Below are 17573 nucleotides of genomic sequence, written 5' to 3'. Positions count from 1 at the left end.
CGGGGCCGTCAGCCGCCGAAGAGCGGTGCGACGGCCTTGACGAGCTGCTGGGCACCCAGGACGCCGAAGAGCAGGGCGGTGATCCCCAGCGCGATGTTGGTGTGCCACCGGTTGGCCCACTCCCGGGGGACCCGGCGGCCGTTGAGCAGGCCCAGCAGGGTCAGCGCCAGGAAGGGCATGAACAGGGAGCCCAGGACGCCGTAGGCGAGGATCAGGCCGATCGGCTGGCCCAGGACGAAGAGGATCATGGGCGGGAACGTCAGCCACAGCACGTAGAAGCGGAAGTACTTGCCGCCGACCCGGGTGTCGGGGTGGCCGGACTCCTTGCCGCGGATGTTGCCCCAGAAGTCGGCGAACATCAGGGACACGCCGTTCCACACGCCGATGATCGAGGAGAAGGAGGCGGCCCAGAAGCCGACGAGGAAGCCGGTGCCGACCACGTCCCCGTACTCCGCGCGGAGCACGGCGTAGAGGTCCAGCAGGCCCTCGTCCCCGGAGCTGAGCGCCACGCCCGCGGACCGGACCACCTCGGCCCCGACGATCAGCATGGCGATGACGAAGATGCCCGTGACCACGTAGGCCATCGAGTTGTCGATCCGCATGACGCGCATCCACTTGGGCGTGTACCAGCCCTTCTCCCGCAGCCAGTAGCCGTAGGCGGCCAGCGTGATGGTGCCGCCGACCCCGCCGGCGAGGGCCAGCGTGTAGAGCACCCCGCCCTCCGGGATGAGCGGCACGAGACCCCCGACCATCTCGGGGATGTTGGGGGTGGCGATCACGGCGAGCCCCACCACGGTGACGAACATCAGGCCGACCAGCGCGGCGGTGATCTTCTCGAAGGTGGAGTACTTCCCGAACCAGACCATGACGAAGCCGAGCAGGCCCATCATGACGGCCCAGGCCCACAGGGGCAGGACGGGGAAGACCGCGGCCAGGGGCAGCGCGGCGGAGGACATCGCGGTGGCGCCGTAGACGAAGCCCCAGATCATGATGTACGGCCCGAAGTACCACGTGGTCCACCGGCCCAGGGAGCGCCAGCCCTCGAAGATCGTGCGGCCCGTGGCGAGCGTGAAGCGCCCGGCGCCCTCCACCAGGATGATCTTCAGGATCACGCCCAGGACCACGGCCCACAGCAGCCCGTAGCCGTAGCGGGACCCGGCCACCAGGGTGGCGACCATGTCCGCGGCGCCCACGCCGGTGGCCGCGACCACCAGTCCCGGGCCCACGATCTTCCACTTGGCGGGGGCCCCGCCGTCGTCGTCCGTGCGGGCGGCGTGCGCCCCGAAGGCGTGGTCGTCGTCTGTGCGCAATGGGTGTCCTCGTCGTTGCGTCCGGTGCGCGTTCCGTGGCGGGACCGGCCGGCGAGCGCGATGCGGTACCGACGTCCGCACCGGAGTCGCTGTGCTCCGAGACACAGTACAGGGTGGGCGCGACGGCCGCGGCCGTGCCGTCCGGGGCCGGGTCAGGAGATGCCGTTCTCCTGCAGCCACATCTCGAGCAGCCCCAGCTGCCACAGCACGTTGGAGCGCAGCGGCGTGTGGTGCCGGTTGGGCTCCGCCAGCAGGGACTCCACCACCTCGGAGTTGTAGAGCCCGCGCCGCACCGCCGCCGGGTCGGTCAGCGCCGCCTCGACCCGGTCCAGGGTCCCGCCCTCCAGGGTGCGGATCGCCGGGACCGGGAAGTAGCCCTTCTTCCGGTCGATGACCTCGTCCGGGACGATCCCGCGCGCGGCGCGCTTGAGCACGCCCTTGCCGCCGTCGGCGAGCTTGAGCTCCGGCGGGATGCGCCCGGCGAACTCCACGAGCTCGTGGTCCAGGAACGGCACCCGGGCCTCGAGGCCCCAGGCCATGGTCATGTTGTCCACCCGCTTCACCGGGTCGTCCACGAGCATCACCGTGGAGTCGGTGCGCAGCGCGGCGTCGACGGCCGTCTCGGCCCCGGGGCGGCCGAAGTGGCGCTCGATGAAGGCCGTGGGCGCGTCGTGGGATGCCATCCACTCCGGGGACAGGACCTTGGCCAGCCGCGACCACGGGCGGTCGAAGAACGCCTCCGAGTAGGTGTGGCGTGCGTCGTCGCGCGCGACGTCGGCCAGCGGCGGGTACCAGTGGTAGCCGCCCAGGACCTCGTCGGCGCCCTGGCCGGACTGGACGACCTTGACGTGCTTCGAGACCTCCTCGCTGAGCAGGTAGAAGGCCACGCAGTCGTGGCTGATCATCGGCTCGCTCATCGCGGCCACGGTCCGGTCGATCGCCGGGACCAGCCGGGCGTCGTCGATCGCGATCTGGTGGTGGTCGGTCCCGAAGCGGCGGGCGACCCGGGAGGAGAACTCGAACTCGTCCCCGGACTCCTCGCCCCGGGACTCGAAGCCGATGCTGAACGTCTGCAGGTCCTCCTGCCCGCTCTCCGCGAGCAGGGCCACGACGAGGCTGGAGTCGATCCCGCCGGACAGCAGCACGCCCACCGGCACGTCCGCCACCATGCGCCGCCGCACCGCGGTGCGCAGCTTCTCGACGAGGCCGTCCTGCCAGTCCTGCGCGGACCAGTCCGAGCGGTCCTCGTCCCGGGTGAACTGCGGGTTCCAGTACTCGTGGTCGGAGCTCGACCCGTCCGGCTCGACCGTGCGCACGGTCGCCGGCGGCATCTTCCGCACGCCCTGGAGGACGGTGCGCGGGGCCGGGACCACCGAGTGGAAGGTGAGGTAGTAGGACAGGGCGGTGCGGTCGATCGAGGTGTCGACGTCACCGGCCGCGAGCAGCGACTGCACCGTGGAGGCGAACCGCAGCCGCGCGCCCGTGTGGTCGACGTACAGGGGCTTGATCCCCAGCCGGTCCCGGGCGAGGACTGTGCGCCCGCTCGTGTGCTCGGTGATCGCGAAGGCGAACATGCCGTGGAAGCGGTGGACGCACTCCCGGCCCCAGCGGTGGTAGGCCTTCAGGGCCACCTCGGTGTCCGAGGTGGAGAAGAACTCGTAGCCCATGCCGCGCAGCTCCTCGCGCAGCTGCCGGTAGTTGTAGATCATGCCGTTGAACACGATCGACAGGCCCAGGCGGGAGTCCACCATCGGCTGCCCGCCCGAGGGGCTGAGGTCCACGATCTTGAGCCGGCAGTGGCCCATGGCCACCCGGCCCTGGGCCCAGGCACCCGATCCGTCCGGGCCGCGACCGGACTGGGCGCAGGTCATGCGGTGGATCGTGCCCGGGTCCGCGGCCGCGCCGTCGAACCGGACCTCACCGGCGATGCCGCACATCAGCGCTCACCTCCACCGCAGGTCCAGGAACCGGTCGGGTGGGACGAGCCGAGGCGGAAGAGCATTCCCCAATCCTACGGGGGCGCGCCGCCGGCCGCCCGTGCGGGGACGGGGGAGGAGCCGTACGGTGCTTGTATGACCACGGATCTCGACGACCTGATCGACCTGTCCGCCCGGGACCTCGCCGCGGCCGTCCGCTCCCGGAGCGTGTCCGCGCGGGAGGTCCTCGACGCCCACTTCGCCCGGGTCGACGCGGTGAATCCGGCGATCAACGCCGTGGTCACCCAGGTGCGCGAGCAGGCCTACGCGGCCGCGGCGCAGGCGGACGAGCGCACCGCCGTTACCCCGGCGGAGGAGCTGCCGCCGCTGCACGGGGTGCCGATGACCCACAAGGACACCCACGCCACCGCCGGGATCCGCACGACCTCCGGCTCCCCGGTGTTCGCCGAGCACGTGCCCGACCACGACGACCTGATCGTTGCCCGGTTCCGGGCCGCCGGGGTGATCAGCACCGGGAAGAACAACGTTCCCGAGTTCGCCGCCGGCTCCCACACCTTCAACGAGCTCTTCGGCACCACCCACAACCCCTACGACCGCACCCGCAGCGCCGGTGGCTCCAGCGGCGGGGCCGCCGCGGCGATCGCCGCCCGGATCCAGCCGCTGGGCGACGGCTCGGACATGGGCGGGTCCCTGCGCAACCCGGCGGCGTTCTGCAACGTGGTCGGGTTCCGGCCCTCCGCCGGCGTCGTGCCCTCGGCGCCGGCCGGCAACGCCTGGGCGTGGCTGGGCCGGTCGGGCCCGCTGGCCCGCAGCGTGGACGACGTCGTCCTGGCGATGTCCGTGCTCGCCGGGCCCGACCCCCGGGTCCCCCTGGACTGCCCGGTGGGCCGGTCCGGGTTCCGGGCGCTGGCCGCCGAGGAGCTGCCCGATTCCGACGGCCGCCCCCTCGCTGGGGTGCGGATCGGGCTGAGCACCGACCTCGGCCTGGGCGTGCCGGTGGAGCCGGAGATCCTCGAGGTGCTCCGGACCCAGGCGCAGGTGTTCGAGCAGCTCGGGGCCGTGGTCGAGGAAGCCGTGCCCGATCTCCGCGACGCCGACGAGGTGTTCGACACCACCCGGGCCTTCGACATGGCCACGGCCCTGCGCGCCACCGTCGCCGAGCACCGGAAGCTCGTGAAGCCGGAGATCGTCTGGAACGTGGAGCGGGGACTGGCGCTCACCGGACCGCAGCTCATGGACGCCGCCCTGGCCCGCACCCGCCTGCACACGGCGGTGCGCGCGTTCTTCGACCGCTGGGACGCGCTGCTGACGCCCACCTCCCAGGTCCTGCCCTTTCCCTCCGAGGAGCGCTGGCCCCGCACGGTGGCAGGTATGCCGATGCAGACATATGTCGAGTGGATGCGTTCGGCGAGCCTCGTCTCGGCCACTGGCTGCCCCGCGGTCTCGGTGCCGGGCGGGTTCGCCCCCGGCGGGCTGCCGGTCGGGTTACAGCTGGTCGCCGCCCACGGGCGCGATGTCGAGCTGCTGCGGACGGCCCGTGCCTACGACCGGGCCACGCGGCACGCGGAGGTCGCGCCGGAGCTCTGAGCCGGCCGGACCGGACCCGCACGGGGTCCGGCCACCGGGCCGGGACGTCCGGGCGGCGACGGCGCCGCCGGAGCGCCCGGGCCGCCCGGGCGTGCGGCCCGGGGTCACCTCACGCGGCGGCCTCCAGCTCGAGCAGCGCCGACTTCGCTCCCGGCCCGCCGACGTACCCGCCCAGGCCGCCGTCGCCGCGCAGCACCCGGTGGCAGGGGACGACCACCGGCAGCGGGTTCGTGGCGCAGGCCGTGCCCACCGCCCGCACCGCCCGCGGACGCCCGACCTCCCGGGCCACCGCGCCGTATGACCGCGTGCTGCCGTAGTCGATCCCCGGCAGGTGCTCCTGCACCAGGCGGCGGAAGCCCCGCGAGAGCGCCCGGTCCAGCGGGAGGTCGAAGCGGGTGCGGGCCCCGGCGAAGTACTCGCGCAGCTGCTCCACGGCCGGCTCCAGCCGGGCCGGGGCGTGCAGGATCCGCGGTCCGAGCCGGTCGGCCAGGTCCGTGAGGACCTTCTCGTGGTCCTCGCGGTCGTAGGCGACCCGGACCAGGCCCTGCTCCGTGGCCGCGAGCAGCAGGGTCCCCACGGGGGTCTCGAGCGTGGTGTACGCGACGTCGAGGGCCCCGGCGGCTGCGGCGGCGCCCTCCAGCCGCCGGTGCAGGCGCGCGAGGGTGCTCCCCGGCACGGGGACGGAGGCCAGCAGGGTCTCCGCCTGCTGGACGTCGTGGTCGGTGCTCATCGGTCCTCTCCTTCGAGCTCGGTCGTGGTCAGGGTCCGGCGCAGGGCGGCCAGGCCGTCGGCGGCGGCCCGGCGGGCGGCCTCCGGGGTGCCGCCCAGCAGCTCGGCGATCTGCCGGTAGGGCAGCCCGCCCAGGTAGCGGTACGCCACGACGTGGCGCTGCCGGGGCGGCAGGGCGGCCACCGCCCCCCACACCGGGGAGTCGTGCTCGGGCACGGCGTCCTGGTGGGCGGGCGGTTCCGGCAGGTCGGCCACCGGCACCGGCGCCCTCGCCCGGGCCCGGACCACGTCCACCGCCTTGCGGTGGGCGATGGTGACCAGCCACGCCTGCACGTTGGCCGTGTCCGGGAGGCCGGGATAGGCCCGCATCGCGGCCACGAACGTCTCCGACCACGCGTCCTCGGCGTCCGCGGGGATGCTCAGCACCGCCCGGCAGACCCGCCACACGACCGGGCCGTGCTGGGTCACCAGCGTCTCGAAAGGCTGTTTCGTCGTCATCACCCCGTAGACGTCCGCGCGGGCCGGAACGTGAGATCGCACCGGGCGCGAAGGGTCGGCGCGGTCGGTGCCGCTGCCGCGGGACCGACCGGAGTCGGGTTCCCCGGCGTCATGCCGGGAGGGGCCCGTGCCCGCACCGGGTCCTTCCGGGGGACGGGCCGGCCGGGGCCGCGCTGGATCAGGCGGGCGGGGCATCCCCGCCGTCGCGGAGGGCCGCCGTGCCCCCGTCCTGACCCGTGGTGGAGGCCCGGGCGATCAGCTCCGGCCGAGCCACGATCTGACGCGGTGCGAAGTCCGGTCCGCCGGACGCCTCGGCGAGCAGCAGCTCCATGGCGCTCCGTCCGAGCTGGGTCGCGTTCTGCCGCACGGAGCTCAGCGGGACGGCAGCCGACGTGGCGAAGTCGATGTCGTCGTAGCCGATGAGAGCGATGTCCTGCGGGATCCGCAGCGATCCCCGGAAGAGGAGCCCCTGCATGATGCCGAGGGCCAGGAGGTCGTTGGCGGCGAAGACCGCGTCGGGTCGTCGATCCGCGGGCAGCCGCAGGAGCGTGTCGGCCACCTCGCGGCCGGCGGTCGTGGTCATGGCCCGGGTCTCGTGCACGTCGGGACCGGGCAGGCCTGCCGCCCGCAATGCCGATCGGGCGCCGTCGAGACGGTCGCGCACCTGGCGCAACGAGCCCGGCCCGCCGGCGAAGGCGATTCTCCGGCGGCCGAGCGACGCCAGGTGGGCCGCCGCCAGGCGCCCGCCCTCGACGTCGTCGACGGACACCGAGGAGAAGTCCTCCCGGTACGTCTGGCGGTCCACCAGCACCGTGGGGATTCCTCGTGCACGCAGTCGGGCCAGTCGCACCGACACGTCACCGACCGGGGAGATGAGCACGCCCCGCACCCGCTGCTCCTCGAAGAGGTCCAGGTAGTCCGCCTCGCGCTGGGCGTCCTCCCCGCTGTTCCCGACCAGGACGCTGATCTGCCGTGTCGCGGCGTAGTCCTCCGCGCCCCGCGCCAGTTCGGTGAAGAAGGGGTTGGAGGCGTTGAGCACGACCAGGCCCACGCTGCGGCTCAGGCCCGCCCGCAGCTGGCTGGCCGCCGCGTTGCGCACGAAGCCCAGCTTCTCGATCGCGGTGTTGACCCGGTCGCGGGTGGCCGCGGAGACCCGCTCGGGGTGGTTGAGCACGTTGGACACGGTGCCGACGGAGACACCGGCCAGCCGGGCGACGTCCTTGACGCCGACGTTCATCACGGGCTCCTCCTTCTCCGCGGGGCGGAGCCCCCACGTTACGCCCAGTCATTGAAACGGATCAACCGGAAGGAAATTTTCCTTGGGACGCCGTTGACGGCAATTCAGCGGCGTGTCTATGATCTGGCTCACAGTTCTTTTGAAACGATTTACTAGCTCGGTCACCGATCTTCCGTCGCAAAGGTGCACTCATCATGGACGTTGCAGCCCACCCGGGACATCTCCCGGTCCTGTCCTTGCAGGGGGCGTTGAAGACCTTCGGGCCGGTCGTCGCCCTCGCGGACGGCACCATCGAACTCCGGGCCGGTGAGATCCACGCGCTGTGCGGCGAGAACGGGGCCGGCAAGTCCACACTGGTGAAGATCCTGGCAGGAGTGCACGCGCCGGACGCCGGGACGTTCGAGGTGGCGGGTGCACCGGTGTCCTTCCGCACCGTGGCCGACAGCAAGGCCGCCGGCATCTCGGTCATCTACCAGGAACCGACCCTGTTCCCCGACCTGTCGGTGGCCGAGAACATCTACATCGGTCGCCAGCCCAAGAATCGCCTCGGCCTCGTGGACCACGCGCGCATGCGCCGGGACGCGAGCGCGCTGTTCGAGCGCCTCGGCGTCGACCTGGACCCCGCCCGCACGGCCGAGGGCCTGTCCATCGCCGACCAGCAGCTCATCGAGATCGCGAAGGCGATCTCCCTCGATGCCAAGGTCCTGGTGATGGACGAGCCGACGGCCGCGCTGTCCGGCAACGAGGTCGAGCGGCTCTTCACGGTGGCCCGCGCCCTGCGTGCGGACGGGGCAGGAATCCTGTTCATCTCCCACCGGTTCGACGAGGTCTTCGCGCTCTCCGACCGGATCACCGTGATGCGCGATGGCCGGTACATCACCACGCACCGCACGGAGCAGACCAGTGTCGAGGCCATCGTGCGCGACATGGTCGGCCGCGACCTCGACGCCCTGTTCCCCAAACTGGACGCGGAGGTCGGCGATCCGGTGCTCACCGTCCAGGGGCTGCAGCGCACCGGCGTGTTCGCGGACATCGACTTCGAGGTCCGTGCCGGCGAGATCGTGGCGCTGGCCGGACTGGTGGGATCCGGGCGGACCGAGGTGGCCCGGGCCGTCTTCGGGATCGACGCCTACGACGCCGGTGCGGTGCTGGTCTCCGGGCGTCCGCTCAAGGGCGGCGACCCGAAGGCGGCCATCGCCGCGGGCATCGGCTTCGTCCCGGAGGACCGCCGCAAGCAGGGACTCGTCATGGACCTCTCCGTGGGCCGCAACACCACACTGACCCTGCGGGACAAGTTCACCCGCCTCGGTCTGATCAACGGCCGCGCCGAGGCCGGGGCGGCCCGCGAGTGGACCCGCAGGCTGCAGGTGAAGACCGCCTCCCTGCACCAGCCGGTCTCCACCCTCTCGGGCGGCAACCAGCAGAAGGTCGTGCTGGCCAAGTGGCTGGCGACCGGGCCCAAGCTGCTGATCATCGACGAGCCCACCCGCGGGATCGACGTGGGGACCAAGAGCGAGGTCCACCGCCTGATCTCGGAGCTGGCCACGGAGGGCCTGGCCATCCTGATGATCTCCTCCGAGCTGCCCGAGGTCCTGGGCATGGCCGACCGCGTGCTGGTCATGCACGAAGGCCGCATCGCCGGCACGCTCGACCGGGCCGAGGCCACACCCGAAACCGTCATGCACGCCGCCACCGGAGCCACGGAGGACCACCGATGAGCACGCTTGTCGACCAGCGACCGGACACCACACCCGGACCGCGGCCCGCCCAGGGGGACGGACACCGGTTCTCCCGGTTGCTCAGGCAGCGGGAGCTGCCCGTGATCCTGGCCCTGCTGGCGCTGATCGTCTTCACCAGCATCAACAACCCCGCGTTCCTCTCCCCGCAGGGCACGAAGGACCTGATGCTCAACGCCACGATCATGGTGATCCTGGCCGCGGGGCAGGCCATGGTCATCATCACGCGGAACGTCGATCTCTCCGTGGGCTCCGTGCTCGGCCTGGTGGCCTTCGGCACCGGCACGGTCTTCTCGGCGGCGCCGGGGACGCCCATCCCGCTCGTCCTGCTCGGCGGCATCCTCTTCGGTGCTCTGCTCGGCGCTGTCAACGGGGCCCTGGTGACCCTGGCCAAGGTCCCCGCCCTCGTGATCACGCTGGGCACGCTCTACGTCTACCGCGGCCTCAACAACGCCTGGGCCGGCGGCACCCAGTACTTCGCCGGCGACCGACCCGCCGAGTTCGGCGCGCTGTCCGTGGACACGGTCCTGGGCGTGCCCGTCATCACGGTCCTCGCCCTCGTGGTCGTCGTCGGGGTCGCCGTCCTCATGGGCGGCACGCGGCCCGGCCGGGACTTTTACGCGATCGGCTCCGACCCGGACGCCGCCCGGCTCTTCGGCATCCCGGTGGCCAGGCGGACCCTGACCGTCTTCGTCGCCAACGGCGCCCTCGCCGGCCTCGCCGGGGTCCTCTACGCGAGCCGCTTCAACGCCGTCGGGGCCACGACCGGCGCCGGCCTGGAGCTCGACGTCGTGGCCGCCGCCGTGGTCGGCGGAGTGGCCATCTTCGGCGGCAGCGGCACCGTCCTCGGCGCCGCGATCGGCGCGGTGCTGCTGAACACCATCACCTCGTCCCTGACCGCGCTGCAGGTCGACAAGTTCTGGCAGCAGGCCATCGTCGGCGTCCTGATCCTCGCCGCCATCCTCATCGACCGCCTGGCGGGTCTGCGCCGGGCCAAGCACCTTCGGGAGAAGGAAGGACGCCATGTCTGACACCGCCACCGCCACGGTCGCCGACACCTCCAAGCCTCTGCCCGACGCCTCGGTCACCGGGCCCCGCTGGTGGGCCGGCCGGGACGCCGTCATGATCTACCTGCTCGTCGCCTTCCTGCTCTTCGCCGGACTCAGCATCCCGCAGTTCGCGACCCCGGTGACCGTCGGGTTCCTGCTGCTCGACGTCGTGCCCGTGCTGCTCATCGCCATGCCGATGACCCTCATCATCGTCACCGGGGAGATCGATCTCTCCGTGGCCTCCATCGCCGGGATGACCAGCGCCGTCCTGGGCGTGCTGTGGGAAGCGGGCATGGGCATCTGGGCGGCGGTCGGCATCGCCCTCGTCTGCGGTCTGGCGGCGGGGATCCTCAACGGGCTGCTGATCGCCTACCTCGGCCTGCCCTCGCTGGCCGTGACCATCGGCACCCTGGCACTGTTCCGGGGCCTGGCGCTGGTGATCATCGGGGACAACGCCGTGGCCAGCTTCCCGGTGGAGGTCACGGCCCTGGCCTCCGCCCGGCTGGGAGCGACCGGCGTCCCGCTCATCATGGTCCCCGTGGCACTGGCGGTCCTGGTCACCGGTCTGGTGCTCCACCGGACCGCCTTCGGCCGCGGCCTCTACGCCATGGGCTACAGCAAGGACGCCGCCCGGTTCGTGGGCATCGACGTCAACCGCTCCAAGTTCCTGCTCTACCTCACCAGCGGACTGGTCTCCGCGGCGGCGGGCATCTTCTGGACCTTCCGCTACACCAGCGCACGGTCCGACAACGCCTCCGGGCTGGAACTGACGGTCATCGCCGCCGTCCTGCTGGGCGGGGTCTCCATCTTCGGCGGCAAGGGCACCGTGCCCGGGGTCGTGGCCGGCGTCCTGCTCATCGGCGCGCTCAACTACGCGCTGCGCCTGGACCGCGTCTCCGACGTCGTCCTCGTCACCGTGACCGGCCTGCTGCTCATCGCCTCGGTGATCGCTCCCAGCATCGGTGACGCCGTCCGACGGTGGCGGCACGCCCGCACCCTGAGGAAGCAGCTGGCGCAGCCGGCCGGCACCTGATCCACCTCCACATCCGCTCGTCCGCCCACCGCTCGCCGGACACGTCCCGGCCAGGAAGGAACCACCGATGTTCACCACCCGATCCCGCGCCCAGCGCCTCACCGGCCTCATGGCCCTCGCGACCGCCGGCGCACTGTCCCTGTCGGCCTGCGGCGGAGGGTCCGCCGACGCCCAGGGGGAGGGGGGCGAGGAGGCCGTCAGCGACGCCGCCATCACCTTCGTCCCGAAGCAGCTGAACAACCCCTACACCGATGTCGTGCTCAACGGCGGCCAGGAGGCCGCCGAGGCCGCCGGCTTCGCCTCCAACAACGTCGTCGGTCCCCTGGAGGCGTCGGCCTCCAGCCAGGTGACGTTCATCAACGCCGAGACCCAGGCGGGCACCGAGGCCATCGCCATCGCGGCCAACGATCCGGACGCCGTCTGCGGCGCCCTGGGCGAGGCCCGCTCGGCCGGCGCCAAGATCGTGGCCTTCGACTCCGACACGAACCCGGACTGCCGCGACCTCTTCGTCAGCCAGGTCAACGCCAAGGACGTCGCGCTGGTCCAGCTGGAGATGATCTCCGAGCAGATCGGCGGGGAGGGCAAGATCGCCATCCTCTCGGCGACCGCCAACGCCACCAACCAGAACGAGTGGATCAAGTACATGGAGGAGGAGCTCGCGTCCAACCCGGAGTACGAGAACATCGAGCTGGTCGCCAAGGTGTACGGCGACGACGACGACAACAAGTCCTTCCAGGAGGCGCAGGGCCTCCTCCAGGCCCACCCGGACCTGGCGGGCATCGTCTCCCCGACCACCGTCGGCATCGCTGCGACGGCCCGCTACCTCTCCACCTCGGAGCACAAGGGGGAGGTCGCGCTGACCGGTCTCGGCCTGCCGAACGAGATGCGGTCCTTCGTCGAGGACGGCACGGTCACCGAGTTCGCCCTCTGGGACCCGGCCCAGCTGGGCGAGGTCACCGCCCACGCCGCCAAGGCCCTGGTGGACGGCACGATCACCGGTGAGCCCGGTGAGACCTTCACCGCCGGGGAGCTGGGGGAGCGCACGATCGAGGAGGGCGGCATCGTCGTCGTCGGTCCGCCGACCGAGTTCAACGCCGAGAACATCGGCGACTACGACTTCTAGGTCGCCGCCGTCCCGGTGCAGGGAGCCCGCTCCTGCACCGGGACGCGCCCGGCCGGCACCCCCGTCCCGCCCCGACCCAGGAGACCACCATGTCCTCGCCAGTCACTGATCCGACGTCCACCGGCTCGATCACCGCGGTCCTCGGATCCCCTCCCCGGGGGGTGCGACGCCGGACCCGCATCGGTCTGGTCTCGGGCGGTCTCGGCGCCTACTGGCCCCAGTTCCCCGAGCTGCTCCCCCAGCTGCGGGACTCCGCGGCCTACGTCACCGGCCGCTTCCGGGACAGGGACGCCGAGGTCGTCGACGCCGGGTTCGTCTCCGACGCCCAGGAGGCCGCCGCCGCCGCGGAGAAGCTCCGTGCGGCCGACTGCGACCTGATCGTCATGTTCCTGGCCACCTATCTGACGAGCTCCATGGTCCTGCCCATCGCCCAGCGCTCCCACACCCCGGTGCTGGTGATCGACCTGCAGCCCACCGAGGCCATGGACCACGCGAGCTTCGGGACCGGGGAGTGGCTGGCCTACTGTGGGCAGTGCCCGGTGCCGGAGGTGGCCAACGCCTTCCGGCGGGCGGGTGTCCCGTTCCGCTCCGTCTCGGGGCACCTGCGGCAGGAGTCGGCGTGGGTCCGGATCGACCGGTGGATCTCGGCGGCGTCCGTGCGCGCCCGGCTGCGGACGGCACGCCACGGACTGATGGGCCACCTCTACCCCGGCATGCTCGACGTCTCGACGGACCTCGCGAGCGTCTCCGCGACCTTCGGCTCTCACGTGGAGGTCCTGGAGTTCGACGACCTCCGCGAGCGCGTCGCCGAGGTCACCCCGGAGCAGACCGCCGACCGGGTGGCGCTGGCCCGGCAGGTCTTCGACCTCGACGGGTCGGTGAACGAACCCGATCTCGCCTGGGCCGCCCAGGTCTCGGTGGGGCTGGACCGGCTGGTGGCGGACTTCGACCTCGACTCCATCGCGTACTACCACCGCGGCCTGGCCGGAGAGCTGCACGAGCGCCTGGGCGCGGGCATGATCCTGGGCGCGTTCCTGTTGACGGCGCGTGGTGTCCCGGCGGCCGGCGAGTACGAGCTGCGGACCTCGATCGCCATGCTGGCCGCCGAGTCCATCGGCGCGGGCGGTTCCTTCACCGAGATCCAGGCGCTGAACTTCCACGACGACGTGGTGGAGATGGGGCACGACGGGCCGGCCCACCTGCGCGTCTCCTCCCGCGACCCGCTGCTGCGAGGACTCGGCGTCTACCACGGCAAGCGCGGGTGGGGGGTCTCCGTCGAGTTCGACGTCCAGCACGGCCCGGTCACCACGTTCGGGATCGGCCAGGACCGGGACGGCTCCTACGCCTTCATCACCTCGGAGGGCACCGTGGTGGACGGTCCGCTGCTGAAGATCGGCAACACGACCTCCCGGGTCGACTTCGGCGGCGATCCCGGGCTGTGGGTCGACGAGTGGAGCCAGACCGGGATCGGTCACCACTGGGCGCTCTGCACCGGTCACCGCGCCGGTGACCTCGCCGCCGCCGCGTCCCTGCTCGGCCTCGAGCACCGCCACGTCACCCTCTGACACCCCTCACGACCCACCACCGAACAGGAGCCCCACGTGGAACGCGTCTGTTTCAGACTCCAGGTCAGGCAGGAGCACCTCGCGGAGTACACCCGCCGCCACCGCGCGGTGTGGCCGGACATGCTCCAGGCGCTGCAGGCCACCGGCTGGCACAACTACTCGCTCTTCCTGGGCGAGGACGGCCTGCTGATCGGCTACCTCGAGACCGAGGACCTGGCCGCCGCCCGGGCCGGCATGGCCGCCACCGAGGTCAACGCCCGGTGGCAGGCCGAGATGGCCCCCTTCTTCGAGGACCTCGGGCTTCCACCCGACCAGGGGTTCCTCCGGCTGGCCGAGGTGTTCCACCTCGAGGACCAGCTCACCGCCCACGTCACCGGCGGCGCGGACCACGACCACCAGCACACAGGAGACCTCCGATGACCGCCACCCTTCCCGTCCACGTCGAGAACCACCTGGCCGCCCAGGCCATCGAGCTGCCCTCCTGGGCGTTCGGCAACTCCGGGACCCGGTTCAAGGTGTTCTCCACGCCCGGGACGCCGCGCACGGTGGAGGAGAAGATCGCCGACGCCGCCGAGGTGCACCGGCTGACCGGGCTCGCGCCGTCCGTGGCGCTGCACATCCCCTGGGACCGGGTCGACGACTACGCGGGCCTGGCCCGCTACGCCGCCGACCAGGGGGTGGCCGTCGGGACCATCAACTCCAACACCTTCCAGGACGACGCCTACAAGTTCGGCTCCCTCACCCACACCGACCCCGCGGTGCGGCGGCGAGCGGTGGAGCACCACCTCGAGTGCCTGGAGGTCATGGACGCCACGGGCTCGCGGGACCTGAAAATCTGGCTGGCCGACGGCACGAACTACGCCGGCCAGCAGGACATGCGGGGCCGGCAGGACCGGCTGGCCGAGTCCCTCGCGGAGATCTACGCCCAGGTCGGGGCCGGGCAGCGGCTGGTGCTGGAGTACAAGTTCTTCGAGCCGGCGTTCTACCACACCGACGTGCCGGACTGGGGGACGGCCTACGCCCAGGTCGCCGCCCTGGGGGAGCGGGCCGTGGTGTGCCTGGACACCGGCCACCACGCCCCCGGCACCAACATCGAGTTCATCGTGATGCAGCTGCTGCGGCTGGGGAAGCTGGGCTCGTTCGACTTCAACTCCCGCAACTACGCCGACGACGACCTCATCGTCGGCGCGGCCGACCCGTTCCAGCTCTTCCGCATCATGGTGGAGGTCGTCCGCGGAGGCGGGCTCGACCCCGCCTCCGGGGTGGCGTTCATGCTCGACCAGTGCCACAACGTCGAGGAGAAGATCCCCGGCCAGATCCGCTCCGTGCTCAACGTCCAGGAGATGACCGCCCGGGCCCTCCTGCTGGACCGGGCCTCGCTGACGGCCGCCCAGGAGGCCGGGGACGTGCTGGGGGCCCACCAGATCCTGATGGACGCCTTCTACACCGACGTCCGGCCCGCCCTGGCCGCCTGGCGGGAGTCCCGCGGCCTGCCGGCCGACCCGATGGCCGCCTACGCCGCCTCCGGGTACCAGCAGCGCATCAGCGCCGAGCGGGTCGGCGGCACGCAGGCCTCGTGGGCCTCCTGAGCCGCACCTCCTGAGCCGCACCTCGCAAAACGGGGTGCCCCCGCCGCCGTCAGCCCGCGGCCGTTCGCATCCTCGGCCGTCCCGGCCACCGACCCCGAGAGAGATCCCCGATCATGCACACCACCACGCACTCCGTCGTCGCCGACCTCATCGCCCGCTCCCACCGGCTGGGCGCCGATCCGAAGAACACCAACTACGCCGGCGGCAACACCTCCGCCCAGGGCACCGCCACGGACCCGGTGACCGGCGAGGACGTCGAGCTGCTGTGGGTCAAGGGCTCCGGCGGGGACCTGGGCACGCTCACCGAGCAGGGACTGGCCACCCTCCGGCTGGACCGGCTGCGGGCCCTGGTGGACGTCTACCCCGGGGTGGAGCGCGAGGACGAGATGGTCGCCGCCCTCGACTACTGCCTGCACGGCAGGGGCGGGGCCGCCCCGTCCATCGACACCGCCATGCACGGGCTGGTCGAGGCCGCCCACGTGGACCACCTGCACCCGGACTCCGGGATCGCGATCGCCACCGCCGCCGACGGTGAGCGGCTCACCGCGGAGATCTTCGGCGGGAAGGTCGTGTGGGTGCCCTGGCGCCGCCCCGGCTTCCAGCTCGGGCTCGACATCGCCGCGATCAAGGAGGCCCACCCGGGCGCGATCGGGTGCATCCTGGGCGGGCACGGCATCACCGCCTGGGGCGACACCAGCGAGGAGGCCGAGGAGAACTCGCTGTGGATCATCCGCACCGCCGAGGCCCACATCGACCAGCACTCGACGCCCGAGCCCTTCGGACCCGTCCTGGACGGCTACGAGGCCCTTCCCAAGACCGAGCGGCGCGCCAAGGCCGCGGCCCTGGCCCCGGTGATCCGCGGGCTGGCCTCCGCCGACCGGCCCCAGGTGGGCCACTTCACCGACGACGCCCGGGTGCTGGAGTTCCTGGCCGCCGCCGAGCACCCGCGCCTGGCCGCGCTGGGGACCTCCTGCCCGGACCACTTCCTGCGCACCAAGGTCAAGCCCCTGGTCCTGGACCTCCCCGCCGACGCCCCCGTGGAGGAGTGCGTGCGCCGGCTGCGGGAGCTGCACGAGGCCTACCGCGCGGACTACCAGGCCTACTACGACCGCCACGCCACGGCCGGGTCCCCGGCCCTCCGCGGAGCGGACCCCGCGATCGTGCTGGTGCCGGGGGTGGGCATGTTCTCCTTCGGCAAGGACAAGCAGACCGCCCGGGTGGCCGGGGAGTTCTACCTCAACGCGATCAACGTCATGCGCGGGGCCGAGGGCATCTCCCGCTACGCGCCCATCGACGAGGCGGAGAAGTTCCGCATCGAGTACTGGGCGCTGGAGGAGGCCAAGCTGGCCCGCATGCCGCGGCCCAAGCCCCTGGCCACCCGGATCGCCCTGGTCACCGGGGCGGCCTCGGGCATCGGCAAGGCGATCGCCACCCGCCTGGCCGCCGAGGGCGCCTGCGTGGTGATCGCCGACCTCGACCTCGACAAGGCCCGGGCGGCCGCCGCCGAGCTCGGCGGGACGGACGTGGCGGTCGGAGTCGCCGCCGACGTCGCCGACGAGGCCGCCGTGCAGGCGGCCATCGACGAGGCCGTGCTGGCCTTCGGGGGCCTGGACCTGGTGGTCAACAACGCCGGGCTGTCCCTGTCCAAGCCGCTGCTGGAGACCACCGAGGCCGACTGGGACCTCCAGCACGACGTCATGGCCAAGGGCTCCTTCCTGGTCTCCAAGAACGCCGCCCGGGTGCTCATCGCCCAGGACATGGGCGGGGACGTCGTCTACATCTCCTCGAAGAACTCCGTGTTCGCCGGGCCCAACAACATCGCCTACTCCGCCACCAAGGCCGACCAGGCCCACCAGGTGCGCCTGCTGGCCGCCGAGCTGGGCGAGCACCAGATCCGCGTCAACGGGATCAACCCCGACGGGGTGGTCCGCGGCTCGGGGATCTTCGCCGGCGGCTGGGGCGCCAAGCGCGCCGCCGTCTACGGGGTCCCGGAGGAGGAGCTGGGCCAGTACTACGCCCAGCGCACCCTGCTCAAGCGAGAGGTGCTGCCCGAGAACGTCGCCAACGCGGTGTTCGCCCTCACCGCCGGGGACCTCTCGCACACCACCGGCCTGCACGTGCCCGTCGACGCCGGCGTGGCCGCCGCGTTCCTGCGCTGATGCGCGCCCGGCAGCGGAGGC

Annotated in this window: 14 protein-coding genes; 9 read left to right on the top strand and 5 right to left on the bottom strand. The window is 72.2% G+C overall.

Annotated features, from left to right (window positions below):
- Positions 1 to 8: 8 nt before the first annotated feature.
- Both ACWCOM_RS02735 and ACWCOM_RS02730 read right to left on the bottom strand, forming a co-directional pair.
- Positions 9 to 1310 (bottom strand): Nramp family divalent metal transporter, encoded by a 1302-nt coding sequence (locus ACWCOM_RS02735; protein WP_454547201.1) that lies wholly within the window; start codon positions 1308 to 1310, stop codon positions 9 to 11.
- A 152-nt stretch (positions 1311 to 1462) separates the two neighbouring features.
- Positions 1463 to 3247, bottom strand: a complete 1785-nt coding sequence (locus ACWCOM_RS02730; protein WP_454547200.1) for an N-acetylglutaminylglutamine amidotransferase — start codon at positions 3245 to 3247, stop codon at positions 1463 to 1465.
- Positions 3248 to 3382: 135 nt separating this feature from the next.
- Here ACWCOM_RS02730 and ACWCOM_RS02725 point away from each other — a divergent pair, with 135 nt between their 5' ends.
- Positions 3383 to 4834 carry an amidase gene (locus ACWCOM_RS02725; RefSeq protein ID WP_454547199.1) on the top strand — a complete coding sequence of 484 codons (1452 nt, stop codon included), beginning with the start codon at positions 3383 to 3385 and terminating at the stop codon, positions 4832 to 4834.
- 109 nt (positions 4835 to 4943) lie between these two features.
- On the opposite strand, the gene ACWCOM_RS02720 is transcribed toward ACWCOM_RS02725, so the two are convergent.
- From ACWCOM_RS02720 to ACWCOM_RS02710, 3 genes are all read right to left on the bottom strand, one after another.
- Entirely contained in the window at positions 4944 to 5564 is a 621-nt protein-coding gene (locus ACWCOM_RS02720; RefSeq protein WP_454547198.1) for a methylated-DNA--[protein]-cysteine S-methyltransferase, read from the bottom strand.
- Positions 5561 to 6061, bottom strand: coding sequence for an RNA polymerase sigma factor (locus ACWCOM_RS02715; RefSeq protein ID WP_454547197.1), 501 nt, complete (start codon positions 6059 to 6061; stop codon positions 5561 to 5563). Before ACWCOM_RS02715 ends, ACWCOM_RS02720 begins: the two co-directional genes overlap by 4 nt.
- A 178-nt stretch (positions 6062 to 6239) precedes the next feature.
- Complete coding sequence (locus ACWCOM_RS02710) at positions 6240 to 7298, bottom strand: LacI family DNA-binding transcriptional regulator (RefSeq protein WP_454547317.1); 1059 nt, start codon at positions 7296 to 7298, stop codon at positions 6240 to 6242.
- Positions 7299 to 7492: 194 nt separating this feature from the next.
- On the opposite strand from ACWCOM_RS02710, the gene ACWCOM_RS02705 reads away from it, so the two are divergent.
- The 8 genes from ACWCOM_RS02705 (at position 7493) to ACWCOM_RS02670 (ending at position 17552) form a co-directional block, all read left to right on the top strand.
- Complete coding sequence (locus ACWCOM_RS02705) at positions 7493 to 9016, top strand: sugar ABC transporter ATP-binding protein (RefSeq protein WP_454547196.1); 1524 nt, start codon at positions 7493 to 7495, stop codon at positions 9014 to 9016.
- Positions 9013 to 10065 carry an ABC transporter permease gene (locus tag ACWCOM_RS02700; RefSeq protein ID WP_454547195.1) on the top strand — a complete coding sequence of 351 codons (1053 nt, stop codon included), beginning with the start codon at positions 9013 to 9015 and terminating at the stop codon, positions 10063 to 10065. The genes ACWCOM_RS02705 and ACWCOM_RS02700 overlap by 4 nt, the downstream gene beginning before the upstream one ends.
- The gene (locus ACWCOM_RS02695) at positions 10058 to 11116 is read left to right on the top strand and encodes an ABC transporter permease (protein WP_454547194.1); all 1059 of its coding nucleotides are present in this window, start codon (positions 10058 to 10060) and stop codon (positions 11114 to 11116) included. The genes ACWCOM_RS02700 and ACWCOM_RS02695 overlap by 8 nt, the downstream gene beginning before the upstream one ends.
- A 67-nt stretch (positions 11117 to 11183) precedes the next feature.
- Positions 11184 to 12239, top strand: coding sequence for a rhamnose ABC transporter substrate-binding protein (rhaS, locus tag ACWCOM_RS02690; protein WP_454547193.1), 1056 nt, complete (start codon positions 11184 to 11186; stop codon positions 12237 to 12239).
- Positions 12240 to 12328: 89 nt separating this feature from the next.
- Positions 12329 to 13804, top strand: coding sequence for an arabinose isomerase (locus ACWCOM_RS02685; RefSeq protein ID WP_454547192.1), 1476 nt, complete (start codon positions 12329 to 12331; stop codon positions 13802 to 13804).
- 36 nt (positions 13805 to 13840) lie between these two features.
- Positions 13841 to 14224, top strand: coding sequence for an L-rhamnose mutarotase (locus ACWCOM_RS02680; RefSeq protein ID WP_454547191.1), 384 nt, complete (start codon positions 13841 to 13843; stop codon positions 14222 to 14224).
- Positions 14221 to 15393 carry an L-rhamnose isomerase gene (rhaI, locus tag ACWCOM_RS02675; protein ID WP_454547190.1) on the top strand — a complete coding sequence of 391 codons (1173 nt, stop codon included), beginning with the start codon at positions 14221 to 14223 and terminating at the stop codon, positions 15391 to 15393. Before ACWCOM_RS02680 ends, rhaI begins: the two co-directional genes overlap by 4 nt.
- Before the next feature lie 113 nt (positions 15394 to 15506).
- Positions 15507 to 17552, top strand: a complete 2046-nt coding sequence (locus tag ACWCOM_RS02670; RefSeq protein WP_454547189.1) for a bifunctional aldolase/short-chain dehydrogenase — start codon at positions 15507 to 15509, stop codon at positions 17550 to 17552.
- The last annotated feature ends 21 nt before the right edge of the window (positions 17553 to 17573 follow it).

The organism is Kocuria sp. KH4 (genome assembly GCF_053711175.1).
Note: the sequence above shows the minus strand (reverse complement) of the source record. Positions and strands in the feature narration are given on the sequence as shown.

Bases quoted from the DNA above. Each gene is read 5' to 3' on its own strand.
- ACWCOM_RS02705 (WP_454547196.1), top strand. From the start codon at position 7,493: ATGGACGTTGCAGCCCACCCGGGACATCTCCCGGTCCTGTCCTTGCAG.
- ACWCOM_RS02730 (WP_454547200.1), bottom strand. From the start codon at position 3,247: ATGTGCGGCATCGCCGGTGAGGTCCGGTTCGACGGCGCGGCCGCGGAC.
- ACWCOM_RS02710 (WP_454547317.1), bottom strand. From the start codon at position 7,298: ATGAACGTCGGCGTCAAGGACGTCGCCCGGCTGGCCGGTGTCTCCGTC.
- rhaS (WP_454547193.1), top strand. From the start codon at position 11,184: ATGTTCACCACCCGATCCCGCGCCCAGCGCCTCACCGGCCTCATGGCC.
- ACWCOM_RS02720 (WP_454547198.1), bottom strand. From the start codon at position 5,564: ATGAGCACCGACCACGACGTCCAGCAGGCGGAGACCCTGCTGGCCTCC.
- rhaI (WP_454547190.1), top strand. From the start codon at position 14,221: ATGACCGCCACCCTTCCCGTCCACGTCGAGAACCACCTGGCCGCCCAG.
- ACWCOM_RS02725 (WP_454547199.1), top strand. From the start codon at position 3,383: ATGACCACGGATCTCGACGACCTGATCGACCTGTCCGCCCGGGACCTC.
- ACWCOM_RS02715 (WP_454547197.1), bottom strand. From the start codon at position 6,061: ATGACGACGAAACAGCCTTTCGAGACGCTGGTGACCCAGCACGGCCCG.
- ACWCOM_RS02700 (WP_454547195.1), top strand. From the start codon at position 9,013: ATGAGCACGCTTGTCGACCAGCGACCGGACACCACACCCGGACCGCGG.
- ACWCOM_RS02670 (WP_454547189.1), top strand. From the start codon at position 15,507: ATGCACACCACCACGCACTCCGTCGTCGCCGACCTCATCGCCCGCTCC.
- ACWCOM_RS02695 (WP_454547194.1), top strand. From the start codon at position 10,058: ATGTCTGACACCGCCACCGCCACGGTCGCCGACACCTCCAAGCCTCTG.
- ACWCOM_RS02685 (WP_454547192.1), top strand. From the start codon at position 12,329: ATGTCCTCGCCAGTCACTGATCCGACGTCCACCGGCTCGATCACCGCG.